Genomic DNA, 17,036 nt, shown 5'->3' with positions numbered 1-17,036 from the left:
TTCCTGAAGGTATTTTACGAAGTTATTCAATGGGTAATGCTGTGGTGTATTTAATCTGTTCCATGGCGAAGCTTGAGGTGACGTCCGACAAACCCGGTACGCTGTTCACCAGCCGCTTGTAGAAATCATCATAGCGCTTCATGTCGGCCACCTGGACGCGCATCAGGTAATCATACTCTCCGGCCATACGCCAGAAACCGAGCACCTCGGGCATCTCAGACACCTGAGTAACGAAGCGGCAATACCACTCGCTGCTGTGATGCTGGGTTTTTATCAGCACAAATGCCGTCAACCCAAGCCCCAGTTTTTCGGGATCTAACAACGCGACGCGCCCCACAAGAATGCCGTCATCTTCCAGCTTCTTAAGGCGCTTCCAGCATGGAGTGGTGGTCAGATTAACGGCATCTGCCAGCGCCTGCAAAGAGAGGGTACAGTCATTTTGCAGCAATGAAAGGAGCTTGCGGTCAATTTTATCTAGCATACCCACCTCACAGAGAAAATTTTTCTCTCTTCATTCTATTTTAAAGGCCAGATAGCAACAATTTTTTCTGTGCTTTTCGCTATCCTAGGCACAAAATGACAAACGGATAACGATGATGAATAGCACCTGGGTTAAACATGCGATCAGCGAAATCAATGCCGACTATCAGCGCTCGGCGGATACGCACCTGATTCGCCTTTCCCTGCCGGGATTTGACGGCATTCAGCTCTATCTGAAAGATGAAAGCACCCATCCCACCGGTAGCCTGAAGCATCGCCTGGCGCGCTCGCTGTTTTTATACGGTTTATGTAACGGCTGGATTAAAGAAGGCACCACTATTATTGAATCTTCATCCGGTTCAACGGCGGTGTCCGAAGCCTATTTCGCCCGCCTGCTGGGCCTGCCGTTTATCGCGGTGATGCCGTCCTGCACCGCAAAACGCAAAATCGAACAGATCGAATTTTACGGCGGACGCTGCCACTTTGTGGAAAGCGCCTGCGAAATCTACGCCGCCTCCGAAATGCTGGCCCGCGAGCTGAACGGCCACTATATGGACCAGTTCACCTTCGCCGAGCGCGCAACGGACTGGCGCGGCAATAACAACATTGCCGACAGCATTTTCCGCCAGATGACCCACGAACCGCATCCGGTTCCGTCCTATATCGTCATGAGCGCCGGTACCGGCGGCACGTCAGCCACGATTGGACGCTACATTCGCTGTCAGGGCTACGATACCCAGCTGATGGTGGTTGACCCGCAGAACTCCGTGTTCCTCGAGTACTGGCAAAATCGCGATGCCGCTCTGCGCAGCCCGGTGGGCAGTAAAATTGAAGGGATTGGACGTCCGCGCGTGGAGCCCTCTTTTATCCCCGACGTCGTGGATGAGATGATGCGCGTGCCGGATGCCGCAAGCGTGGCAACGGCGCACTGGCTGGAAACGCAGCTGGGCCGCAAAGTGGGTGCATCAACGGGCACAAATATGTGGGGCGCACTGCAGCTTGCCGCCCGTATGCGCGAAGAGGGGCGCACCGGTTCCATCGTCACGCTGCTGTGCGACAGCGGCGAGCGTTATCTCGATACCTACTACAACGCGGAGTGGGTGCAGGCCAACATCGGCGATATCGCCCCGTGGAAAGCGCAGATTGCAGACCTGGTGAAATAAAAAAAGCCAGACCGAAGTCTGGCTTGCTGGAAGGGTCTCACTATTCGGGGGAATACGGGAGATTGTTGTTGTCCAGCCAATGCGTCAAAAAATGGGACACTGCTTCATTGCGGCAGTGGCCAATAACCGGCAGATGGGGAAGTTCTGCTTTCAGCTGCGCCATCGCATTCCCCATGATCAGACCGCGACCTACGCTACCCAGCATTTCGCGGTCGTTCATGGCGTCACCAAACGCCATACACTCCTGCAGCGTTAAGCCCAGGTGGTCGCTCAGCACCGCCAGAGCAGAGCCTTTGTTACAGCCCACCGGCAGCACTTCCAGACAATCCACCGCCGAGAAGGTCAGATGCGCCCGGTCGCCCAGCGCCTCATTCAGCTGAATCCTTAAGCGGCACAGATCGTCATGATCGCCGCAGAAGCAGATCTTGGTTACCGCATGGGCGGGGATCCGTCGAAGATCGATAAGCTGATATTTGAAACCGCTGTATACATGCGCGTGCAGCAGTTCAGGAATTTCACGTCCGGTAAACCAGCCCCGATCGTTAAAAACGTGGATACTGGCCTGCGTGTCCCAGGTGCTGTGCAGCACGATATCCGCGACTTCCGGGTTGAGATCCTGCCGGTACAGCACATCCCCTTCTACGGAGTGAATTCGCGTCCCGTTGCCGGTGATCAGAAAAGCGTCGAGGGAAAACGCGCCCAGCAAATGGCGCATCTCCAGCACATGGCGGCCAGTGGCAAACGTCAGGGTGACATCACGCTCGCGCAGGCGCTTCAGCGTGTTCAGGGTTTTTTCCCCTAAACGGTGATCCGGCATTAACAGCGTACCGTCCATATCAAATGCAGCGAGCCGAGCCATGATTACTCCCGAAATGTGATGCGGTTAACTTGTGCAACAGTATCGTGTGAGATATACGGAAGTAATAGTGAATAGATGAAAATTATTGTTCCGGGTTTCTTATGCGCCAGCTCAATCGACTCAACCAGTATCACCGCCTCTGGCAGCCTTCTCAGGGTGCAACGCAACAGGTCACCATCAGCGAGCTAGCCGCCCGCTGTTTTTGTAGCGAGCGGCATGTCCGAACCCTGCTGCGCCAGGCCCAGGAGGCGGGCTGGCTCAGCTGGCGCGCGCAGTCTGGCCGCGGTAAGCGCGGTGAGCTAACGTTCCATGTCGCCCCGGAGTCGCTGCGCAATGCGATGATGGAAGAGGCGCTGAAAAGCGGGCAGCAGCATAACGCGCTGGAACTGGCACAGCTTGCCCCTGAAGCGCTGCGGTCATTGCTGCATCCTTTTTTGGGCGGGCAGTGGCAAAACGACACGCCGACGCTGCGCATCCCCTACTATCGCTCCCTGGAGCCGCTTCAGCCGGGGTTTTTACCGGGCCGGGCAGAGCAGCATCTGGCGGGACAGGTCTTCTCAGGCCTGACGCGTTTTAACGGTAACAGCAGTGAACCCACGGGCGATCTGGCGCATCACTGGGATGTCTCTGATGACGGCCTGCGCTGGCATTTCTACATTCGCTCCACCCTGCACTGGCATAACGGCGATAAAATAGAAACGGCGCAACTCCAGCGAAGTCTAACAGCGCTATTGACGCTTCCCGCCCTGCGCACTCTGTTTCAGAGCGTCTTATGTATTGAAACAACGCATCCACAGTGTCTGACGTTTACGCTGCACCAACCTGACTACTGGCTGCCGCACAGGCTGGCAACCTACTGTAGCCGTCTGGCGCATCCCGACCATCCTGCGGTTGGCAGTGGCCCGTTTCGGCTGGCTGCCTTTGAGTCCGACCTGGTTCGTCTGGAAAGCCATGAGGAGTATCACCTGAGCCATCCGCTGCTCAAAGCCATCGAATACTGGATCACCCCCCAGCTTTTTGATTACAGGCTGGGTACCAGCTGTCGCCACCCGGTGCAAATCGCGATCGGCGAGGCTGACGAGCTGGAAAGTCTGCGGCTGGTAAGCAGCAGCACCAGCCTGGGGTTCTGTTACCTCACGCTAAAACAGAGCGCGCGCCTGAGTGAGATCCAGGCAAAACGGCTTATCAATATCATTCATCTCTCCAGGCTTCTCCACACACTTCCGCTAAACGAAGGGCTTATCACGCCCACCCAGGAACTGCTTCCCGGGTGGACCATCCCCGAATGGCCTGATTTATCGGACGTCACCCTCCCTGAAGCGTTGACGCTGGTTTACCATCTCCCTGTTGAGCTTCACACCATGGCCAGCCAGTTGAAGGCATACCTGGCGCTACAGGGGTGCGAACTGACCGTCATCTTTCACGACGCCAAGACGTGGGACGGGTGCCTGGAGCTTGCCGATGCAGACATCATGATGGGTGACAGGCTGATTGGCGAAGCGCCGGAATATACGCTTGAACAGTGGCTGCGCTGCGATGCCCTCTGGCCGCACGTTCTTAGCGCTCCGGCTTACGCTCATCTGCAAGCGACGCTGGATGCGGTACAGACTCAGGCCCAGGCTCGGGATAGACACGCGGGACTGCAAGCCATCTTTAACCGGCTAATGGAGAGTGCGGTGCTGACGCCACTCTTTAATTATCAATACCAAATCAGTGCTCCGCCTGGCGTGAATGGTATACGCCTCAATACCCGCGGCTGGTTTGACTTTACCGAAGCCTGGCTGCCCGCGCCCAAATAGTGAAGATGCTGGTCGCCGTCGTGGTCAGACGGTAACATAACGTTTTTACCGTAACAGTCGAGATGATTTATGAAACGTGCCGTCGTCGTGTTCAGCGGAGGACAAGACTCAACTACCTGCCTGGTCCAGGCCCTTCATCAGTACGATGAAGTTCACTGTGTCACTTTCGATTATGGTCAGCGTCATCGCGCTGAAATCGACGTTGCTCGTGAATTAGCCCTGAAACTGGGCGCACGCGCGCACAAGGTGCTGGACGTTACGCTGTTAAATGAACTGGCCGTGAGCAGCCTCACCCGCGACAGTATTCCTGTACCAGACTACGAACCCGATGCCAGCGGCATTCCAAATACCTTCGTGCCGGGCCGTAATATCCTCTTCCTGACCCTGACGGCGATCTACGCCTACCAGGTAAAAGCCGAAGCGGTGATCACGGGCGTGTGCGAGACCGACTTCTCCGGCTACCCGGACTGTCGTGATGAGTTCGTAAAAGCGTTAAACCACGCCGTCAATCTGGGGATGGCGAAAGAGACGCGCTTTGAAACTCCGCTCATGTGGCTGGATAAAGCCGAAACCTGGGCGCTGGCGGACTACTGGGGCAAGCTGGACCTGGTTCGCAGCGAAACGCTCACCTGCTATAACGGTATCAAAGGCGACGGTTGCGGCCAGTGTGCGGCCTGTAATCTGCGCGCTAACGGGCTAAACCACTATCTTGCCGATAAATCCGGCGTGATGGCCGCGATGCAGAAAAAAACCGGACTTAAATAGGGCTACTTGACCGTGCTGTCGAACAGTTTCACACCGGCAGCACGGGTGACTTTCATCAACGTTGTCAGCGTTGGGTTGCCGTTGTCTGATAGGGTTCGGTATAGCTGCTGACGGGACAGACCTGCTTTGGCAGAAATTTCTCCAATACCGCCTCGCGCTTCAATGACCTGACGGAGTGCAATGAGATAGGCGGGGATCCCCTGGTCTTCATAGATCTCTTCCAGGGCTGTTTGCAGATAACGCTGAGCGTAGGAAGGATTCTCTCGCAGCATTTTCACAACAGCATCATGGTGGCTAACGGAGCTCGAATATTTTCGTTCAGCGGCACTCATTGGAATATCCTTTTGTTTGATGATCTTTCCAGTAATCTATTGCCAGTTTGATATCTGCTTTTTGGCTCTTTTTGTCACCACCGATCAGTAACAATAAAACCTGCCGATTCTCTACTGAAAAATAGATCCTGTAGCCGAGGCCACTGTCGACTCGCATCTCCCAAACACCTTCCCTGAGATACCTGTAATCGCCAAAATTACGTTTTATCGCACGGTTAATCCGCATAAGGATCCGGAAAACCATGTCCGGATCCTTTCGATTCATTCTGGCAACCTACTCCTCAAACGGTACTTTCCCGTCACGGGTCCGGTAGCGTTCAATAACGTAGTCCCTGTCCATTATTCTATCCCTGAAAAATCCTTTTATCTTTTATAAAAGACAAACTTTCTATGCGATCATCAACTCCAGCTTTTCCCGCAATTCCCCTTCCAGCGGCAGCGCTTTCTGCGTTTTCAGATCGATACAGACAAAGGTGATCAGCGCATCAGCCACCATCTGCCCTTCTGGATCGAGCGTCACCACCTGGCTTAAGACCCCACTTTTGCCATTGATCTGTTGCACCTGGCTGGTGACCGTGAGCACATCACCCAGCACGGCCGGACGGCGGTAGTTGATGTTGATATTGACGACCACAAACGCGATGTTGTGCTCGGTCAGCCACTGAAAGCTTTCGCTATTTTCCAGCCCGTCCCAGCGCGCTTCTTCAAGAAACTCAAGATAGCGAGCATTGTTCACATGCTGATAAACGTCGAGATGAAAACCGCGTACTTTGATTTTTGTCTGCATAGCGCAATAGCCTTTACTGTTATTGTAGGAAGAGAGGTCATAACTGGTATGACCTCTTTATCCTGGCAAAATTTTGCCGCAGTGCAAGAAATTGCGTAATTACAACGTCAGGTGTGAGAGGTTGCGCTCAACCAGCGCGCTACCCATGCCCGGCACCTGCTTGAGATCGTCGACCGTTTTGAAAGGACCATACTCTTCGCGGTAACTAACGATGGCCTGCGCTTTTTTCAGGCCCACGCCATTCATCGCGCGGGCGAGATCTTCCGCTGAGGCCGAATTGATACTGACCCGCGTACCGTCATCATCCGCATTTTTACCGGCGTCTGTCGCTTTGGTTTGCGCTTGCGCCGGCGCTGCCGCGTCGGACTTGCTCTGCGTAGCTTGTGTTTTGGCGGCGGGGGCCGACGCCATCGCACCCGCACTCATCCCGGTGGTGGCAATAGCCAGCGTAATTAATAGTGCTTTGATTCCACATTTCATGCTGTATCTCCTTGTTTGTTGACAGCCAGGTCACGATAGCCGCCAGTTAAAACCGGCACAAACAGCAGATTGCAGAAATGGAAAAGGCCGCGAAAGCGGCCTTTAGTTTTTGCAGAGCGTTACGAAAATCTGCGAGCAGACACGTAATTACTGCTGCTGAGTCATGACATCACCCAGCTTGATTTTGGCTTCTTTACGCAGGTTACTCATCATGGCTTCGAAGGCAATCTGGGCATTGTTCTGGGTAATTCCCTGAACCATCGCTTTCTTCTGCGCTTCTGGCAGGGTGCCGGCTTTTACTTCATCCAGCGCCAGCAGAACGACGTTACCCTGAGCATCGGTGGTAGTGCCGAAGCTTGGCTTGTCCTTCGCAGGCAGCGTCAGACCAAACGCGGCTTGGCTGATTGGGTCCTGGCCGGTACGGCTCAGCGTTTTCGCTTCACCGAAGCTCAGGCCAGCCGCTTTCAGCTCGTCTTCTTTACCCGCTTTCAGATCGGACAGAATCTTCTCAGCATCCAGTTTCGCCTGCTGTTCCGCTTTGTTGTGCTTAACCTGAGCGACAACCTGATCCTTCACTTCCGCCAGCGGTTTGACCGCTTCTGGCTTATGCTCGCTGACGCGCAGCACAAAAGCACGATCGCCGTCGACGGTAATGATGTCAGAGTTACTGCCCGGCGTGCCGTTCTCGCCCACCAGACCACCGTTGAAGATGGCATCGGAAACCGGTTTGAAGTTCAACTCTTCCGGCAGGTTGTCGCGACCAAACCAGCCCGTCTCAACCGCCTTCACGCCGGCCGCCTGCTCTGCACCTGCCAGAGATTCGTTGTCGTTGCTGGCGGCATCGCTCACCTTCTGCTGCAGCGCGTAGTAGGCATCCAGCGCTTTTTCCTGTTTCACTTTCGCCGCGATATTATCGCGAACGTCAGCCAGCGGCTTGGTTTTCGCCGCGGTGATGTCGTCCAGGCGCACGACCAGGAAACCAACGGAAGACTTAATGACGCCAGAAAGCTGGCCTTTCTCTTTCAGACCGGCATTTTTCAGCTCGTCAGGCGTGGTCGCATCTTCCAGCCAGCCCATATCACCGCCGTTTTTCGCAGAGATAATGTCGGTGGATTTCGCTTTCGCAAGGGTCGCGAAATCAGCGCCTTTGTTCAGCTCATCCAGCGCCGCTTTAGCATCAGCCTCGGTTTTCGTCTGAATTACGCTGTAGCGGTTACGCTGCGGCTGAGTGAACTGATCCTGATGCTGATCGTAGTAAGACTGGATTTCAGCATCAGACGCGGTTTCCTGCAGCGCGGCGGCATCCAGCTTGATGTAGCTCACGCGGAACTGCTCTGGAGAAACAAAGGAATTCTTGTTCTGCTCGTAGTAAGCGTTAACGTCAGCATCGCTTACCTGCTGTTTCGCCGCCAGGGCGTTCACATCAATGGTCGCTTCGCGAACAACACGCTGCTGTGCCACCAGCGCGGCCAGTTCGTCCGTTTCACCTTTGAGCATGAAATCGGTGCCCACGACGGCATTGATGAGCTGCTGGGTGGTCAGCTGGTTACGCAGCGCCTGAGCGTACTGATCGGCCGTCATCCCCATCTGATTGACGATGCTGTTGTAACGCGCGTTGTCGAATTTACCGTTAGACTGGAAGGCTTGCGTGGAGAAGATGGCTTTTTTCACCTGCTCATCGCTGATGCCAAGGCCCAGTTTTTTGGCATACTGATCGAGCAGCGCTTCGTCGATAAGACGGTTCAGTGTCTGTTGGCGCAGGGTCTTCATGTACCCTTCGTTCGCCGCCAGTTCAGAGAATTGGTCGCCCAGCTGTTGCTGCATACGGTTACGTTCACCGGCAAAAGCATTCTCGAACTGACCACGGCTGATTTCCTGGCCATTCACTTTTGCGGCGTAGTTTGCGCCACCGCCAATAAGGTAACTGCTCACGCCGGTCAATATGAACGACACGATAATGATACCGAAAATAATCTTGAGCACGAGACTGTTAGCAGCCGTGCGTAAGCTGTCCATCATGGTGTAACAACACTCCGCTGTAGGTGACTGGTTACCTGACGCTGACGGAAAATCCTGCCCGTCGCGCGTGAAGGCGTATTGTGACAAGAAAACGGGGCGATTGTCAGCCCACAACTCGCATAAACTCGCACAAATCAGGTCTGGACAAACAAAAAAGGCACATCAAATGATGCGCCCTTGTACTTTCCGGCTTCCCTGAAACGGGAAAGCAATCAGTTTACTGCGTCTTTCAGCGCTTTACCTGCACGGAAACCCGGCACTTTAGCAGCAGCAATGGTGATCTCTTTACCGGTCTGAGGGTTGCGGCCAGTACGGGCAGCACGCTCTTTAACAGCAAAAGTACCGAAACCTACCAGTGCAACGTCGTCCCCAGCCTGCAGAGATTCAGTAACAGAAGCAATTAAGGCATCTAACGCACGTCCAGCTGCAGCTTTAGAAATATCAGCACCCGCAGCAATTTTGTCAATCAGTTGAGATTTATTCACTGTTCTCTTCCTCTCTTTATAATTTATATCGCGCCTGAATCCTTCACAACGCGACCGCGCAGCAGTTATATCAGGCCTGCCATGACCTTACAACACCCGTTGTTGATGACGGACCTAATCAGCAATCTAAATTAGCTATACAAAAAAAGGCTGGCAAGTGCGAAATGACTTACCAGCCTTGTTTTTATTGACGCTCTTTGCGCGAGGTCACTATTTTGCGGTTACAACCTGCATTCCGGAGGGTTCATTCTGCAGTGCGAGACTGAGAACTTCCTCAATTCGCTTCACAGGATGGATCTGCAGGTCGGCAATCACGTTGTCCGGAATCTCTTCCAGATCGCGTTTGTTTTCGTAAGGGATCAATACGGTTTTGATCCCACCACGGTGTGCCGCCAGCAGTTTTTCTTTTAAACCCCCAATCGGCAGAACCTGACCACGCAGCGTAATTTCACCGGTCATTGCCACATCGGCACGCACCGGGTTACCTGTCAGGCAGGAAACCAGAGCGGTACACATGGCAATACCCGCGCTTGGACCATCTTTCGGCGTCGCCCCTTCCGGAACGTGCACGTGGATGTCGCGTTTTTCGTAGAAATCAGAGTTGATACCCAGTTTCTCCGCACGCGCGCGCACCACGGTCAGCGCCGCCTGGATGGATTCCTGCATCACTTCACCCAGCGAGCCGGTGTAGGTCAGCTTGCCTTTGCCCGGCACACAGGCGGTTTCGATGGTCAGCAGATCGCCGCCCACTTCCGTCCATGCTAGGCCGGTCACCTGACCAACGCGGTTTTCGTTGTCCGCACGACCGTAGTCGAAGCGCTGGACGCCGAGATAGGCATGCAGATTGTCGCCGTTAATCACAATGTGTTTCAGGCTCTTATCCAGCAGCAGCTGTTTCACCGCTTTACGGCACAGTTTCGAGATTTCACGCTCGAGGCTACGCACGCCCGCTTCACGGGTGTAATAGCGGATGATGCCGATAATCGCGCTGTCCTCGACGGTCAGTTCGTTGGCTTTCAGCGCGTTACGCTCAATCTGTTTCGGCAGCAGGTGCTGCTTAGCGATGTTCAGCTTCTCATCTTCGGTATAGCCGGAGAGACGGATCACTTCCATACGGTCCAGCAGCGGGGCCGGAATGTTCATGGAGTTGGAGGTCGCCACGAACATCACGTCGCTCAGGTCGTAGTCCACTTCCAGGTAGTGATCGCTGAACGCCACGTTTTGTTCTGGATCAAGCACTTCCAGCAGCGCAGACGCAGGGTCGCCACGCATGTCCGACGACATCTTGTCGATTTCATCGAGCAGGAACAGCGGGTTTTTAACCCCCACTTTCGCCATCTTCTGGATCAGTTTACCCGGCATAGAACCGATGTAGGTACGGCGGTGACCGCGGATTTCCGCTTCATCGCGTACGCCACCCAGCGCCATACGGATATATTTACGTCCGGTCGCTTTGGCGATGGACTGGCCCAGAGAGGTTTTACCTACCCCCGGCGGTCCTACCAGGCACAGAATTGGGCCCTTGATTTTGTTTACACGGCTTTGTACCGCGAGGTACTCAAGAATGCGGTCTTTCACGCGTTCCAGGCCGTAGTGATCGGTATCCAGGATTTCCTGCGCCTGACGCAGGTCTTTTTTGACCTTGCTGCGGGCGTTCCACGGAACCTGCACCATCCACTCAATGTAGCCGCGTACAACGGTCGCTTCAGCCGACATTGGAGACATCATTTTCAGCTTCTGCAGTTCTGCTTCGGCCTTCTCTTTCGCCTCTTTCGGCATCTTCGCCGCGTCGATCTTACGCTTCAGCGCTTCGTTTTCGTCCGGCGCGTCGTCCATCTCGCCCAGTTCTTTCTGAATGGCCTTCATTTGCTCATTCAGATAGTACTCACGCTGAGATTTCTCCATCTGCTTTTTGACGCGGTTGCGAATGCGCTTCTCAACCTGCAGCAGATCGATTTCAGACTCCATCATCGCCATCAGGTATTCCAGACGTTCGTTAACGTCGGACATTTCCAGCACGGACTGTTTGTCAGCCAGCTTCAGCGGCATATGTGCAGCGATGGTGTCCGCCAGACGCGCAGGATCGTCGATGCTGTTCAGCGACGTCAGCACTTCTGGTGGAATTTTCTTGTTCAGCTTGATATAGCCTTCAAACTGGCTAATCGCGGTGCGCACCAGCACTTCCTGCTCGCGCTCATCAAGCTCAGGCGAATCAAGGTACTCTGCCTTTGCAGAGAAGTGTTCGCCGTCGTCTGACAGAGTGGTAATACGCGCACGCTGCAGGCCTTCTACCAGCACCTTCACGGTGCCGTCAGGCAGCTTCAGCATCTGCAAAATAGAGGCCACGGTCCCGACGGTGAAAAGATCGTTTACACCCGGCTCATCCGTTGATGCTTCTTTCTGCGCCACCAGCATGATTTTTTTATCATGATCCATGGCGGCTTCGAGGCAACGGATAGATTTTTCCCGCCCTACAAATAAGGGTATGACCATGTGCGGATAAACCACCACATCGCGCAACGGCAATACGGGGATTTCAATGCGTTCAGAACGCTCAGGATTCATAGAGCTCTCTCTTAGTTAGTGTCCGCCAGGTAAGCTGGTCATGTCACTGTGCTTCACATAACCATTAACATGTATCCAGTATATGGGGATGTTTCCCACACATTCAACGCTATGAATACGGAAAAAGTAAAGGGGAGATAAAATCCCCCCTTTTTGATTAACTGCTTGTATGATTTGGTTAATTATTCGCCAGATGCCTGCTGCGCTTCCGGTTTGCCGTAAATCAGCAGCGGTTTGGTTTGACCGCTAATGACGGACTCGTCAATCACCACTTTCTCAACGTCTTCCATTGATGGGAGATCGTACATGGTGTCGAGCAGTGCCGCTTCAACAATTGAACGCAGACCACGGGCACCGGTTTTACGAACCATCGCTTTCTTGGCAATCGCATCCAGCGCTTCGTCGCGGAATTCCAGATCAACGCCTTCCAGATTGAACAGCGCCTGGTACTGCTTGGTCAGCGCATTTTTCGGCTCTTTCAGGATCTGGATCAGCGCGTCTTCGCTCAGCTCATTCAGCGTTGCCACAACCGGCAGACGGCCGATGAATTCAGGGATCAGACCGAATTTGATCAGATCTTCCGGTTCAACCTGAGACAGCAGTTCGCCTTCGTTTGGTTTTTCGGACGTCGATTTCACCGTTGCGCCAAAACCAATGCCGGAGCCGGTTTCAACACGGTGGGAGATGACTTTGTCCAGACCAGCAAACGCACCGCCACAGATGAACAGGATCTTGGAGGTATCAACCTGCAGGAACTCCTGCTGCGGATGTTTACGACCACCCTGTGGCGGAACGGCGGCAACCGTACCTTCAATCAGTTTCAGCAGCGCCTGCTGTACGCCTTCACCCGATACGTCACGGGTAATGGACGGGTTGTCTGATTTACGGGAGATCTTGTCGATCTCATCGATGTACACAATCCCGCGCTGCGCTTTCTGTACGTCGTAATCGCACTTCTGCAGCAGTTTCTGGATGATGTTTTCGACGTCCTCACCCACATAACCGGCCTCGGTCAGGGTGGTGGCATCCGCCATCGTGAACGGAACATCAAGCAGACGCGCCAGGGTTTCAGCCAGCAGCGTTTTACCGGAACCGGTTGGGCCGATCAGCAGAATGTTACTTTTACCCAGTTCTACGCCATTGCTGGTGTCGCCGTTACGCAGACGTTTGTAGTGGTTATAGACCGCTACCGCTAGCACTTTCTTGGCCTGCTCCTGTCCGATGACGTAGTCGTCAAGGTGATGACGAATTTCATGCGGCGTTGGCAGCGCGCTGCGCTCACGGTGCGGTGCGACTTCTTTAATCTCTTCGCGAATGATGTCGTTACATAAATCGACACATTCGTCGCAGATATACACGGACGGCCCGGCAATCAGTTTACGCACTTCATGCTGGCTTTTGCCGCAAAAAGAGCAGTACAGCAGTTTGCCCGAACCATCTTTGCGTTTATCTGTCATGAGTCCAAACCTCTTTTTAAGTTCTTTGTGCCGCACATGACGACGCAAATGCCATTCTAAGACGCAAGCTGCAATCAGCAGCGTGCCGCCCTACCTTAGTATAGCGGCACACTCGCGTCGCGGGCATCAATTACGATGGGTCAACACGGAGTCGACTAAGCCGTACTCAACTGCCTCTGGAGCAGAGAGGAAGCGATCGCGCTCGGTATCGCGCTCGATCTGCTCGAGTGGTTGACCCGTATGCTGCGCCATAAGTTCATTCATGCGCGCTTTTACTTTCAGAATTTCGCGGGCGTGGATTTCGATATCCGTCGCCTGCCCCTGGTAACCGCCCAGCGGCTGGTGAATCATCACGCGGGAATTTGGCAAGCAGAAACGCTTACCTTTCGCCCCTGCTGTTAACAGGAACGCGCCCATAGATGCAGCCTGACCCATACAGATAGTGCTTACATCAGGCTTGATGAATTGCATGGTGTCATAAATGGACATACCTGCTGTAATCACGCCACCCGGGGAGTTAATGTACAGGTAAATGTCTTTTTCCGGGTTTTCCGCTTCCAGAAACAGCATCTGCGCCACGATCAGGTTAGCCATGTGGTCTTCCACCTGGCCGGTCAGAAAGATAACGCGTTCCTTGAGCAGACGGGAATAGATATCAAAAGAACGCTCACCACGTGAGGTCTGTTCAATAACCATTGGCACCAGAGCCATATGGGGTGCAAAGTTATCTCGTTCGCCACTGTATGACATTTCCGTCTCCTGGATCAAAATTGAAAACACCTGCTGTACTGATTGTAACCTTACGGACGGATTATCAGCCAGTCTCATTCATCATGATTACGTACTTATGGGGTTCACAGTGCCCTATTTCAAGCATAACAACCTTTTGTTGTTACGCTAACACCGAAAGGGCGTTTTAGCACTCTTCCTGGGCTATCGCTGCGATAAAAAAAACCCGCTGCCGCAAGGCAACGGGTTTTCTGTTCAAACTTTAAACCGTTGGGGCGAAATTACGCCTGCTGGTTCATCAGCTCGTTGAAAGAGGTCGCTTTTTCGGTCACTTTCGCTTTCGCCAGTACCGCTTCAACAGCCTGCTCTTCCAGGGCAACGTTGCGCATGTTGTCCATCAGCTCTTTGTTCTTACCGTAGAACTCGATAACTTCTGATGGATCTTCATATGCAGAAGCCATCTCTTCGATCAGGCCCTTCACACGCTCTTCGTCAGCTTTCAGCTCGTGGGTACGAATCACTTCGCCCAGCAGCAGGCCAACAACAACGCGGCGTTTCGCTTGCTCTTCGAACAGCTCGCGTGGCAGTTCCATCGCTTGCTGCTGGTTGCCACCGAAACGCTGTGCAGCCTGACGGCGCAGAACGTCGATTTCGCTGTCGATCAGGGCAGCTGGAACGTCGATTTCGTTGGCTTTCACCAGACCTTCGATCGCCTGAGATTTCACACGGTTACGCACCGCGCCGTTCAGTTCACGTTCCATGTTCTTACGCACTTCGGTACGCAGACCCGCTACGGAACCATCTTCCACGCCGAAACGCTTGATGAATTCTTCAGTCAGTTCTGGCAGTTCGCGCTCTTCAACTTTCTTCAGGTTGATAGCGAACTTCGCTGCTTTCCCTTTCAGGTTTTCAGCGTGGTATTCTTCCGGGAAGGTCACGTCGATGGTGAACTCTTCGCCAGCCTTGTGGCCTTTGATACCGTCTTCAAAGCCTGGGATCATACGACCCTGGCCCATCGCCAGTACGAAGTCAGACGCTTTACCGCCTTCGAACTCTTCGCCGTCTACAGAACCGGTGAAGTCGATGGTGACACGGTCTTCAGCGTCAACAGCGCCTTCTTTCTCTTTCCAGTTCGCCTGCTGCTTGCGCAGGGTATCCAGCATGCCGTCAACGTCTTCGTCAGTCACGGAAACAACTGGTTTTTCAACTTCGATAGATTCCAGACCTTTCAGCTCAACTTCCGGGTACACTTCGAACTCTACGGAGTAGGTGAAGTCTTCGCCCAGTTTGTATTCGCCTGGAACGTAGTTCGGCGCGCCGGCTGGATTGATTTTTTCTTTGATGATCGCATCGATAAAGTTGCGGCTCATCAGTTCACCCAGCACATCCTGACGCACGGAAGCGCCATAACGCTGAGCAACAACATTCATTGGTACTTTGCCCTTGCGGAAGCCGTCAATACGTACTTTTTTTGCTACGTTGACCAGCTCGCTTTTCACAGCAGTTTCGATGCTGTCAGCAGCGATAGTAATCGTTACACGGCGGCCAAGGCCTTGAGTGGTTTCAACTGAAACTTGCATCTTGTTACCTCAAAAAAATCACAGTGCTCGGTCAACTCTGAATCTGTCTGTTATACCGGGATGCTCTCTTAGTGCAGATTCACATTCCCTGTCGCCAGAATCATCCCGAAGACATTCAATAAGACGCGGCATTATAGCGGCATCACTTAGGTGAGTCGAGAACGGTTGGGGCATGTTGCTGCGGCTTTTTTCACACTTTAAGGCTATTTTTAGCCTTAAAATCGCACCATCCGCTCAAAACTCAAACAAAACAAAACGGCCCGGAGGCCGTTTTGAGGAAATCTGTAAGCAACATACTGGAAAAGCTCCAGCCGTTGCAAATCCGATTTATCAGGCGATAGTGCCTGCTCCGCGACAGGGCGGTGATGCGAAGACCGTATCCTGCAGGCCTTCCCATTCCTTAATGGTGTAGGTATGCAGTGCCAGCGCATGCACGGTCGTGGAGAGTTCTTCCGTCAAGGTGCTGTAGATCAAGCGGTGTCGATTCAGGAAACGTTCTCCCGTGAAGCGATCGCTAACCAGAACCACTTTAAAGTGGCTTTCAGAACCTGCCGGCACGTTATGACGATAGCTTTCGTCGACGACTTCGAGGAACACAGGGTTGAACGCTGCCCTTAATTTATCTTCTATATGCTCACGTATCATCATGAAATTACTCCTCCGACAACGCCAGGATGTCACCCATCCCTTTAAATGTTAGCCGCTTTTACCGTTTCCATTACACCTTGACAACAAATATTTAGCTTTCGTCTGATTTTCTCATTCAAACGAATGAAGTTCACTGTGAGACTCATACCTTTTGTCATACACGGATTGGGAAAAACGGTGAACTGGTCAGTTTTCGGACAAGGCGATGAATTTACATGCGTTGACCACTTCCCCTCGCCGTTGGCGATGTTATGATGGCGGCAATTTTTCTCTTTATATGCTTACGATTCGTTGAGAACCCGAAAATGTTAAAAAAACTCTTCTTTCCGTTGGTAGCCCTTTTTATGCTGGCAGGCTGTGCTACTCCGCCTACCACCATTGATGTCTCACCAAAAATCACCCTGCCTCAGCAGGACCCAAGCCTGATGGGCGTCACCGTGAGCATTAACGGTGCCGATCAGCGTCAGGACCAGGCGCTGGCAAAAGTGACCCGCGATAACCAGCAGGTTACCCTCACCGCCTCCCGCGACCTGCGCTTCCTGCTCCAGGAAGTGCTGGAGAAACAGATGACCGCTCGCGGCTACATGATTGGCCCAAGCGGCGCGGTCGATCTGCAAATCATCGTGAACAACCTGTACGCTGACGTGTCTCAGGGCAACGTGCGCTACAACATCGCGACCAAAGCGGATATCGCCATCATTGCCACCGCGAAGAATGGCAACAAGATGACCAAAAACTACCGCGCCAGCTACTCTGTTGAAGGTGCCTTCCAGGCTTCTAACCAGAACATTGCTAACGCCGTGAACAGCGTGCTGACCGACACCATCGCCGATATGGCGCAGGACACCAGCATTCACGACTTCATCAAGCAGAACGCGCGTTAATCCC

At 53.4% G+C, this 17,036-nt stretch carries 17 protein-coding genes; 4 read left to right on the top strand and 13 right to left on the bottom strand.

What is annotated here, in order from left to right; all coding sequences use genetic code 11:
- Window positions 1-22 precede the first annotated feature (22 nt).
- Window positions 23-481, bottom strand: a complete 459-nt coding sequence (locus tag F0320_RS04645) for an Lrp/AsnC family transcriptional regulator (protein WP_126329099.1) — start codon at window positions 479-481, stop codon at window positions 23-25.
- A 112-nt stretch (window positions 482-593) separates the two neighbouring features.
- Between F0320_RS04645 and F0320_RS04640 the strand changes: the two genes are divergently transcribed.
- Window positions 594-1,643 carry a PLP-dependent cysteine synthase family protein gene (locus F0320_RS04640; RefSeq protein WP_221765985.1) on the top strand — a complete coding sequence of 350 codons (1,050 nt, stop codon included), beginning with the start codon at window positions 594-596 and terminating at the stop codon, window positions 1,641-1,643.
- Between the two features lie 40 nt (window positions 1,644-1,683).
- Here F0320_RS04640 and cof read toward each other — a convergent pair whose 3' ends face one another.
- Window positions 1,684-2,502 carry an HMP-PP phosphatase gene (cof, locus tag F0320_RS04635; protein WP_047650438.1) on the bottom strand — a complete coding sequence of 273 codons (819 nt, stop codon included), beginning with the start codon at window positions 2,500-2,502 and terminating at the stop codon, window positions 1,684-1,686.
- Between the two features lie 101 nt (window positions 2,503-2,603).
- Between cof and F0320_RS04630 the strand changes: the two genes are divergently transcribed.
- Both F0320_RS04630 and queC read left to right on the top strand, forming a co-directional pair.
- Window positions 2,604-4,301: an SgrR family transcriptional regulator gene (locus F0320_RS04630; RefSeq protein WP_149323817.1), complete on the top strand. Its 1,698-nt coding sequence runs from the start codon at window positions 2,604-2,606 to the stop codon at window positions 4,299-4,301.
- Window positions 4,302-4,370: 69 nt separating this feature from the next.
- Complete coding sequence (gene queC / locus F0320_RS04625; RefSeq protein WP_023310577.1) at window positions 4,371-5,066, top strand: 7-cyano-7-deazaguanine synthase QueC; 696 nt, start codon at window positions 4,371-4,373, stop codon at window positions 5,064-5,066.
- A gap of 2 nt (window positions 5,067-5,068) precedes the next feature.
- Here the strand turns inward: queC and F0320_RS04620 are convergent, their stop codons facing one another.
- From F0320_RS04620 to bolA, 11 genes are all read right to left on the bottom strand, one after another.
- On the bottom strand, window positions 5,069-5,398 hold the full coding sequence (locus F0320_RS04620; protein WP_126329100.1) for an addiction module antidote protein: 330 nt from the start codon (window positions 5,396-5,398) through the stop codon (window positions 5,069-5,071).
- On the bottom strand, window positions 5,385-5,663 hold the full coding sequence (locus F0320_RS04615; protein ID WP_126329101.1) for a type II toxin-antitoxin system RelE/ParE family toxin: 279 nt from the start codon (window positions 5,661-5,663) through the stop codon (window positions 5,385-5,387). Before F0320_RS04615 ends, F0320_RS04620 begins: the two co-directional genes overlap by 14 nt.
- Window positions 5,664-5,786: 123 nt before the next feature.
- Window positions 5,787-6,185: a YbgC/FadM family acyl-CoA thioesterase gene (locus tag F0320_RS04610; RefSeq protein ID WP_126329102.1), complete on the bottom strand. Its 399-nt coding sequence runs from the start codon at window positions 6,183-6,185 to the stop codon at window positions 5,787-5,789.
- Between the two features lie 99 nt (window positions 6,186-6,284).
- Window positions 6,285-6,665: a helix-hairpin-helix domain-containing protein gene (locus tag F0320_RS04605; protein WP_126329103.1), complete on the bottom strand. Its 381-nt coding sequence runs from the start codon at window positions 6,663-6,665 to the stop codon at window positions 6,285-6,287.
- Between the two features lie 147 nt (window positions 6,666-6,812).
- Window positions 6,813-8,684, bottom strand: coding sequence for a peptidylprolyl isomerase (gene ppiD / locus F0320_RS04600; RefSeq protein WP_126329104.1), 1,872 nt, complete (start codon window positions 8,682-8,684; stop codon window positions 6,813-6,815).
- Between the two features lie 212 nt (window positions 8,685-8,896).
- Complete coding sequence (gene hupB, locus F0320_RS04595; RefSeq protein WP_002444653.1) at window positions 8,897-9,169, bottom strand: nucleoid-associated protein HU-beta; 273 nt, start codon at window positions 9,167-9,169, stop codon at window positions 8,897-8,899.
- A gap of 210 nt (window positions 9,170-9,379) precedes the next feature.
- Window positions 9,380-11,734 (bottom strand): endopeptidase La, encoded by a 2,355-nt coding sequence (gene lon / locus F0320_RS04590; RefSeq protein ID WP_047650432.1) that lies wholly within the window; start codon window positions 11,732-11,734, stop codon window positions 9,380-9,382.
- 182 nt (window positions 11,735-11,916) lie between these two features.
- A complete protein-coding gene (gene clpX / locus F0320_RS04585) occupies window positions 11,917-13,191 on the bottom strand; it encodes an ATP-dependent protease ATP-binding subunit ClpX (protein ID WP_023310570.1) in 1,275 nt (424 codons plus the stop codon).
- Between the two features lie 126 nt (window positions 13,192-13,317).
- Window positions 13,318-13,941: an ATP-dependent Clp endopeptidase proteolytic subunit ClpP gene (gene clpP, locus F0320_RS04580; protein ID WP_010428105.1), complete on the bottom strand. Its 624-nt coding sequence runs from the start codon at window positions 13,939-13,941 to the stop codon at window positions 13,318-13,320.
- 260 nt (window positions 13,942-14,201) lie between these two features.
- On the bottom strand, window positions 14,202-15,500 hold the full coding sequence (tig, locus tag F0320_RS04575) for a trigger factor (RefSeq protein ID WP_023310569.1): 1,299 nt from the start codon (window positions 15,498-15,500) through the stop codon (window positions 14,202-14,204).
- A gap of 330 nt (window positions 15,501-15,830) precedes the next feature.
- Window positions 15,831-16,148, bottom strand: coding sequence for a transcriptional regulator BolA (bolA, locus tag F0320_RS04570; RefSeq protein WP_021241655.1), 318 nt, complete (start codon window positions 16,146-16,148; stop codon window positions 15,831-15,833).
- Window positions 16,149-16,453: 305 nt separating this feature from the next.
- On the opposite strand from bolA, the gene F0320_RS04565 reads away from it, so the two are divergent.
- Window positions 16,454-17,032, top strand: coding sequence for a lipoprotein (locus F0320_RS04565; RefSeq protein WP_023310568.1), 579 nt, complete (start codon window positions 16,454-16,456; stop codon window positions 17,030-17,032).
- Window positions 17,033-17,036: the final 4 nt, after the last annotated feature.

It is taken from the genome of Enterobacter dykesii, assembly GCF_008364625.2.
GTDB lineage: Bacteria > Pseudomonadota > Gammaproteobacteria > Enterobacterales > Enterobacteriaceae > Enterobacter > Enterobacter dykesii.
The sequence above is the reverse complement of the archived record's forward strand: the minus strand, read 5'-3'. Positions and strand labels throughout refer to the sequence as shown.

Excerpts from the sequence above, each read along its gene's own strand:
- F0320_RS04645 (WP_126329099.1), bottom strand. The coding sequence starts at position 481 with ATGCTAGATAAAATTGACCGCAAGCTCCTTTCATTGCTGCAAAATGAC.
- F0320_RS04640 (WP_221765985.1), top strand. The coding sequence starts at position 594 with ATGATGAATAGCACCTGGGTTAAACATGCGATCAGCGAAATCAATGCC.
- cof (WP_047650438.1), bottom strand. The coding sequence starts at position 2,502 with ATGGCTCGGCTCGCTGCATTTGATATGGACGGTACGCTGTTAATGCCG.
- F0320_RS04630 (WP_149323817.1), top strand. The coding sequence starts at position 2,604 with ATGCGCCAGCTCAATCGACTCAACCAGTATCACCGCCTCTGGCAGCCT.
- queC (WP_023310577.1), top strand. The coding sequence starts at position 4,371 with ATGAAACGTGCCGTCGTCGTGTTCAGCGGAGGACAAGACTCAACTACC.
- F0320_RS04620 (WP_126329100.1), bottom strand. The coding sequence starts at position 5,398 with ATGAGTGCCGCTGAACGAAAATATTCGAGCTCCGTTAGCCACCATGAT.
- F0320_RS04615 (WP_126329101.1), bottom strand. The coding sequence starts at position 5,663 with ATGAATCGAAAGGATCCGGACATGGTTTTCCGGATCCTTATGCGGATT.
- F0320_RS04610 (WP_126329102.1), bottom strand. The coding sequence starts at position 6,185 with ATGCAGACAAAAATCAAAGTACGCGGTTTTCATCTCGACGTTTATCAG.
- F0320_RS04605 (WP_126329103.1), bottom strand. The coding sequence starts at position 6,665 with ATGAAATGTGGAATCAAAGCACTATTAATTACGCTGGCTATTGCCACC.
- ppiD (WP_126329104.1), bottom strand. The coding sequence starts at position 8,684 with ATGATGGACAGCTTACGCACGGCTGCTAACAGTCTCGTGCTCAAGATT.
- lon (WP_047650432.1), bottom strand. The coding sequence starts at position 11,734 with ATGAATCCTGAGCGTTCTGAACGCATTGAAATCCCCGTATTGCCGTTG.
- clpX (WP_023310570.1), bottom strand. The coding sequence starts at position 13,191 with ATGACAGATAAACGCAAAGATGGTTCGGGCAAACTGCTGTACTGCTCT.
- clpP (WP_010428105.1), bottom strand. The coding sequence starts at position 13,941 with ATGTCATACAGTGGCGAACGAGATAACTTTGCACCCCATATGGCTCTG.
- tig (WP_023310569.1), bottom strand. The coding sequence starts at position 15,500 with ATGCAAGTTTCAGTTGAAACCACTCAAGGCCTTGGCCGCCGTGTAACG.
- bolA (WP_021241655.1), bottom strand. The coding sequence starts at position 16,148 with ATGATGATACGTGAGCATATAGAAGATAAATTAAGGGCAGCGTTCAAC.
- F0320_RS04565 (WP_023310568.1), top strand. The coding sequence starts at position 16,454 with ATGTTAAAAAAACTCTTCTTTCCGTTGGTAGCCCTTTTTATGCTGGCA.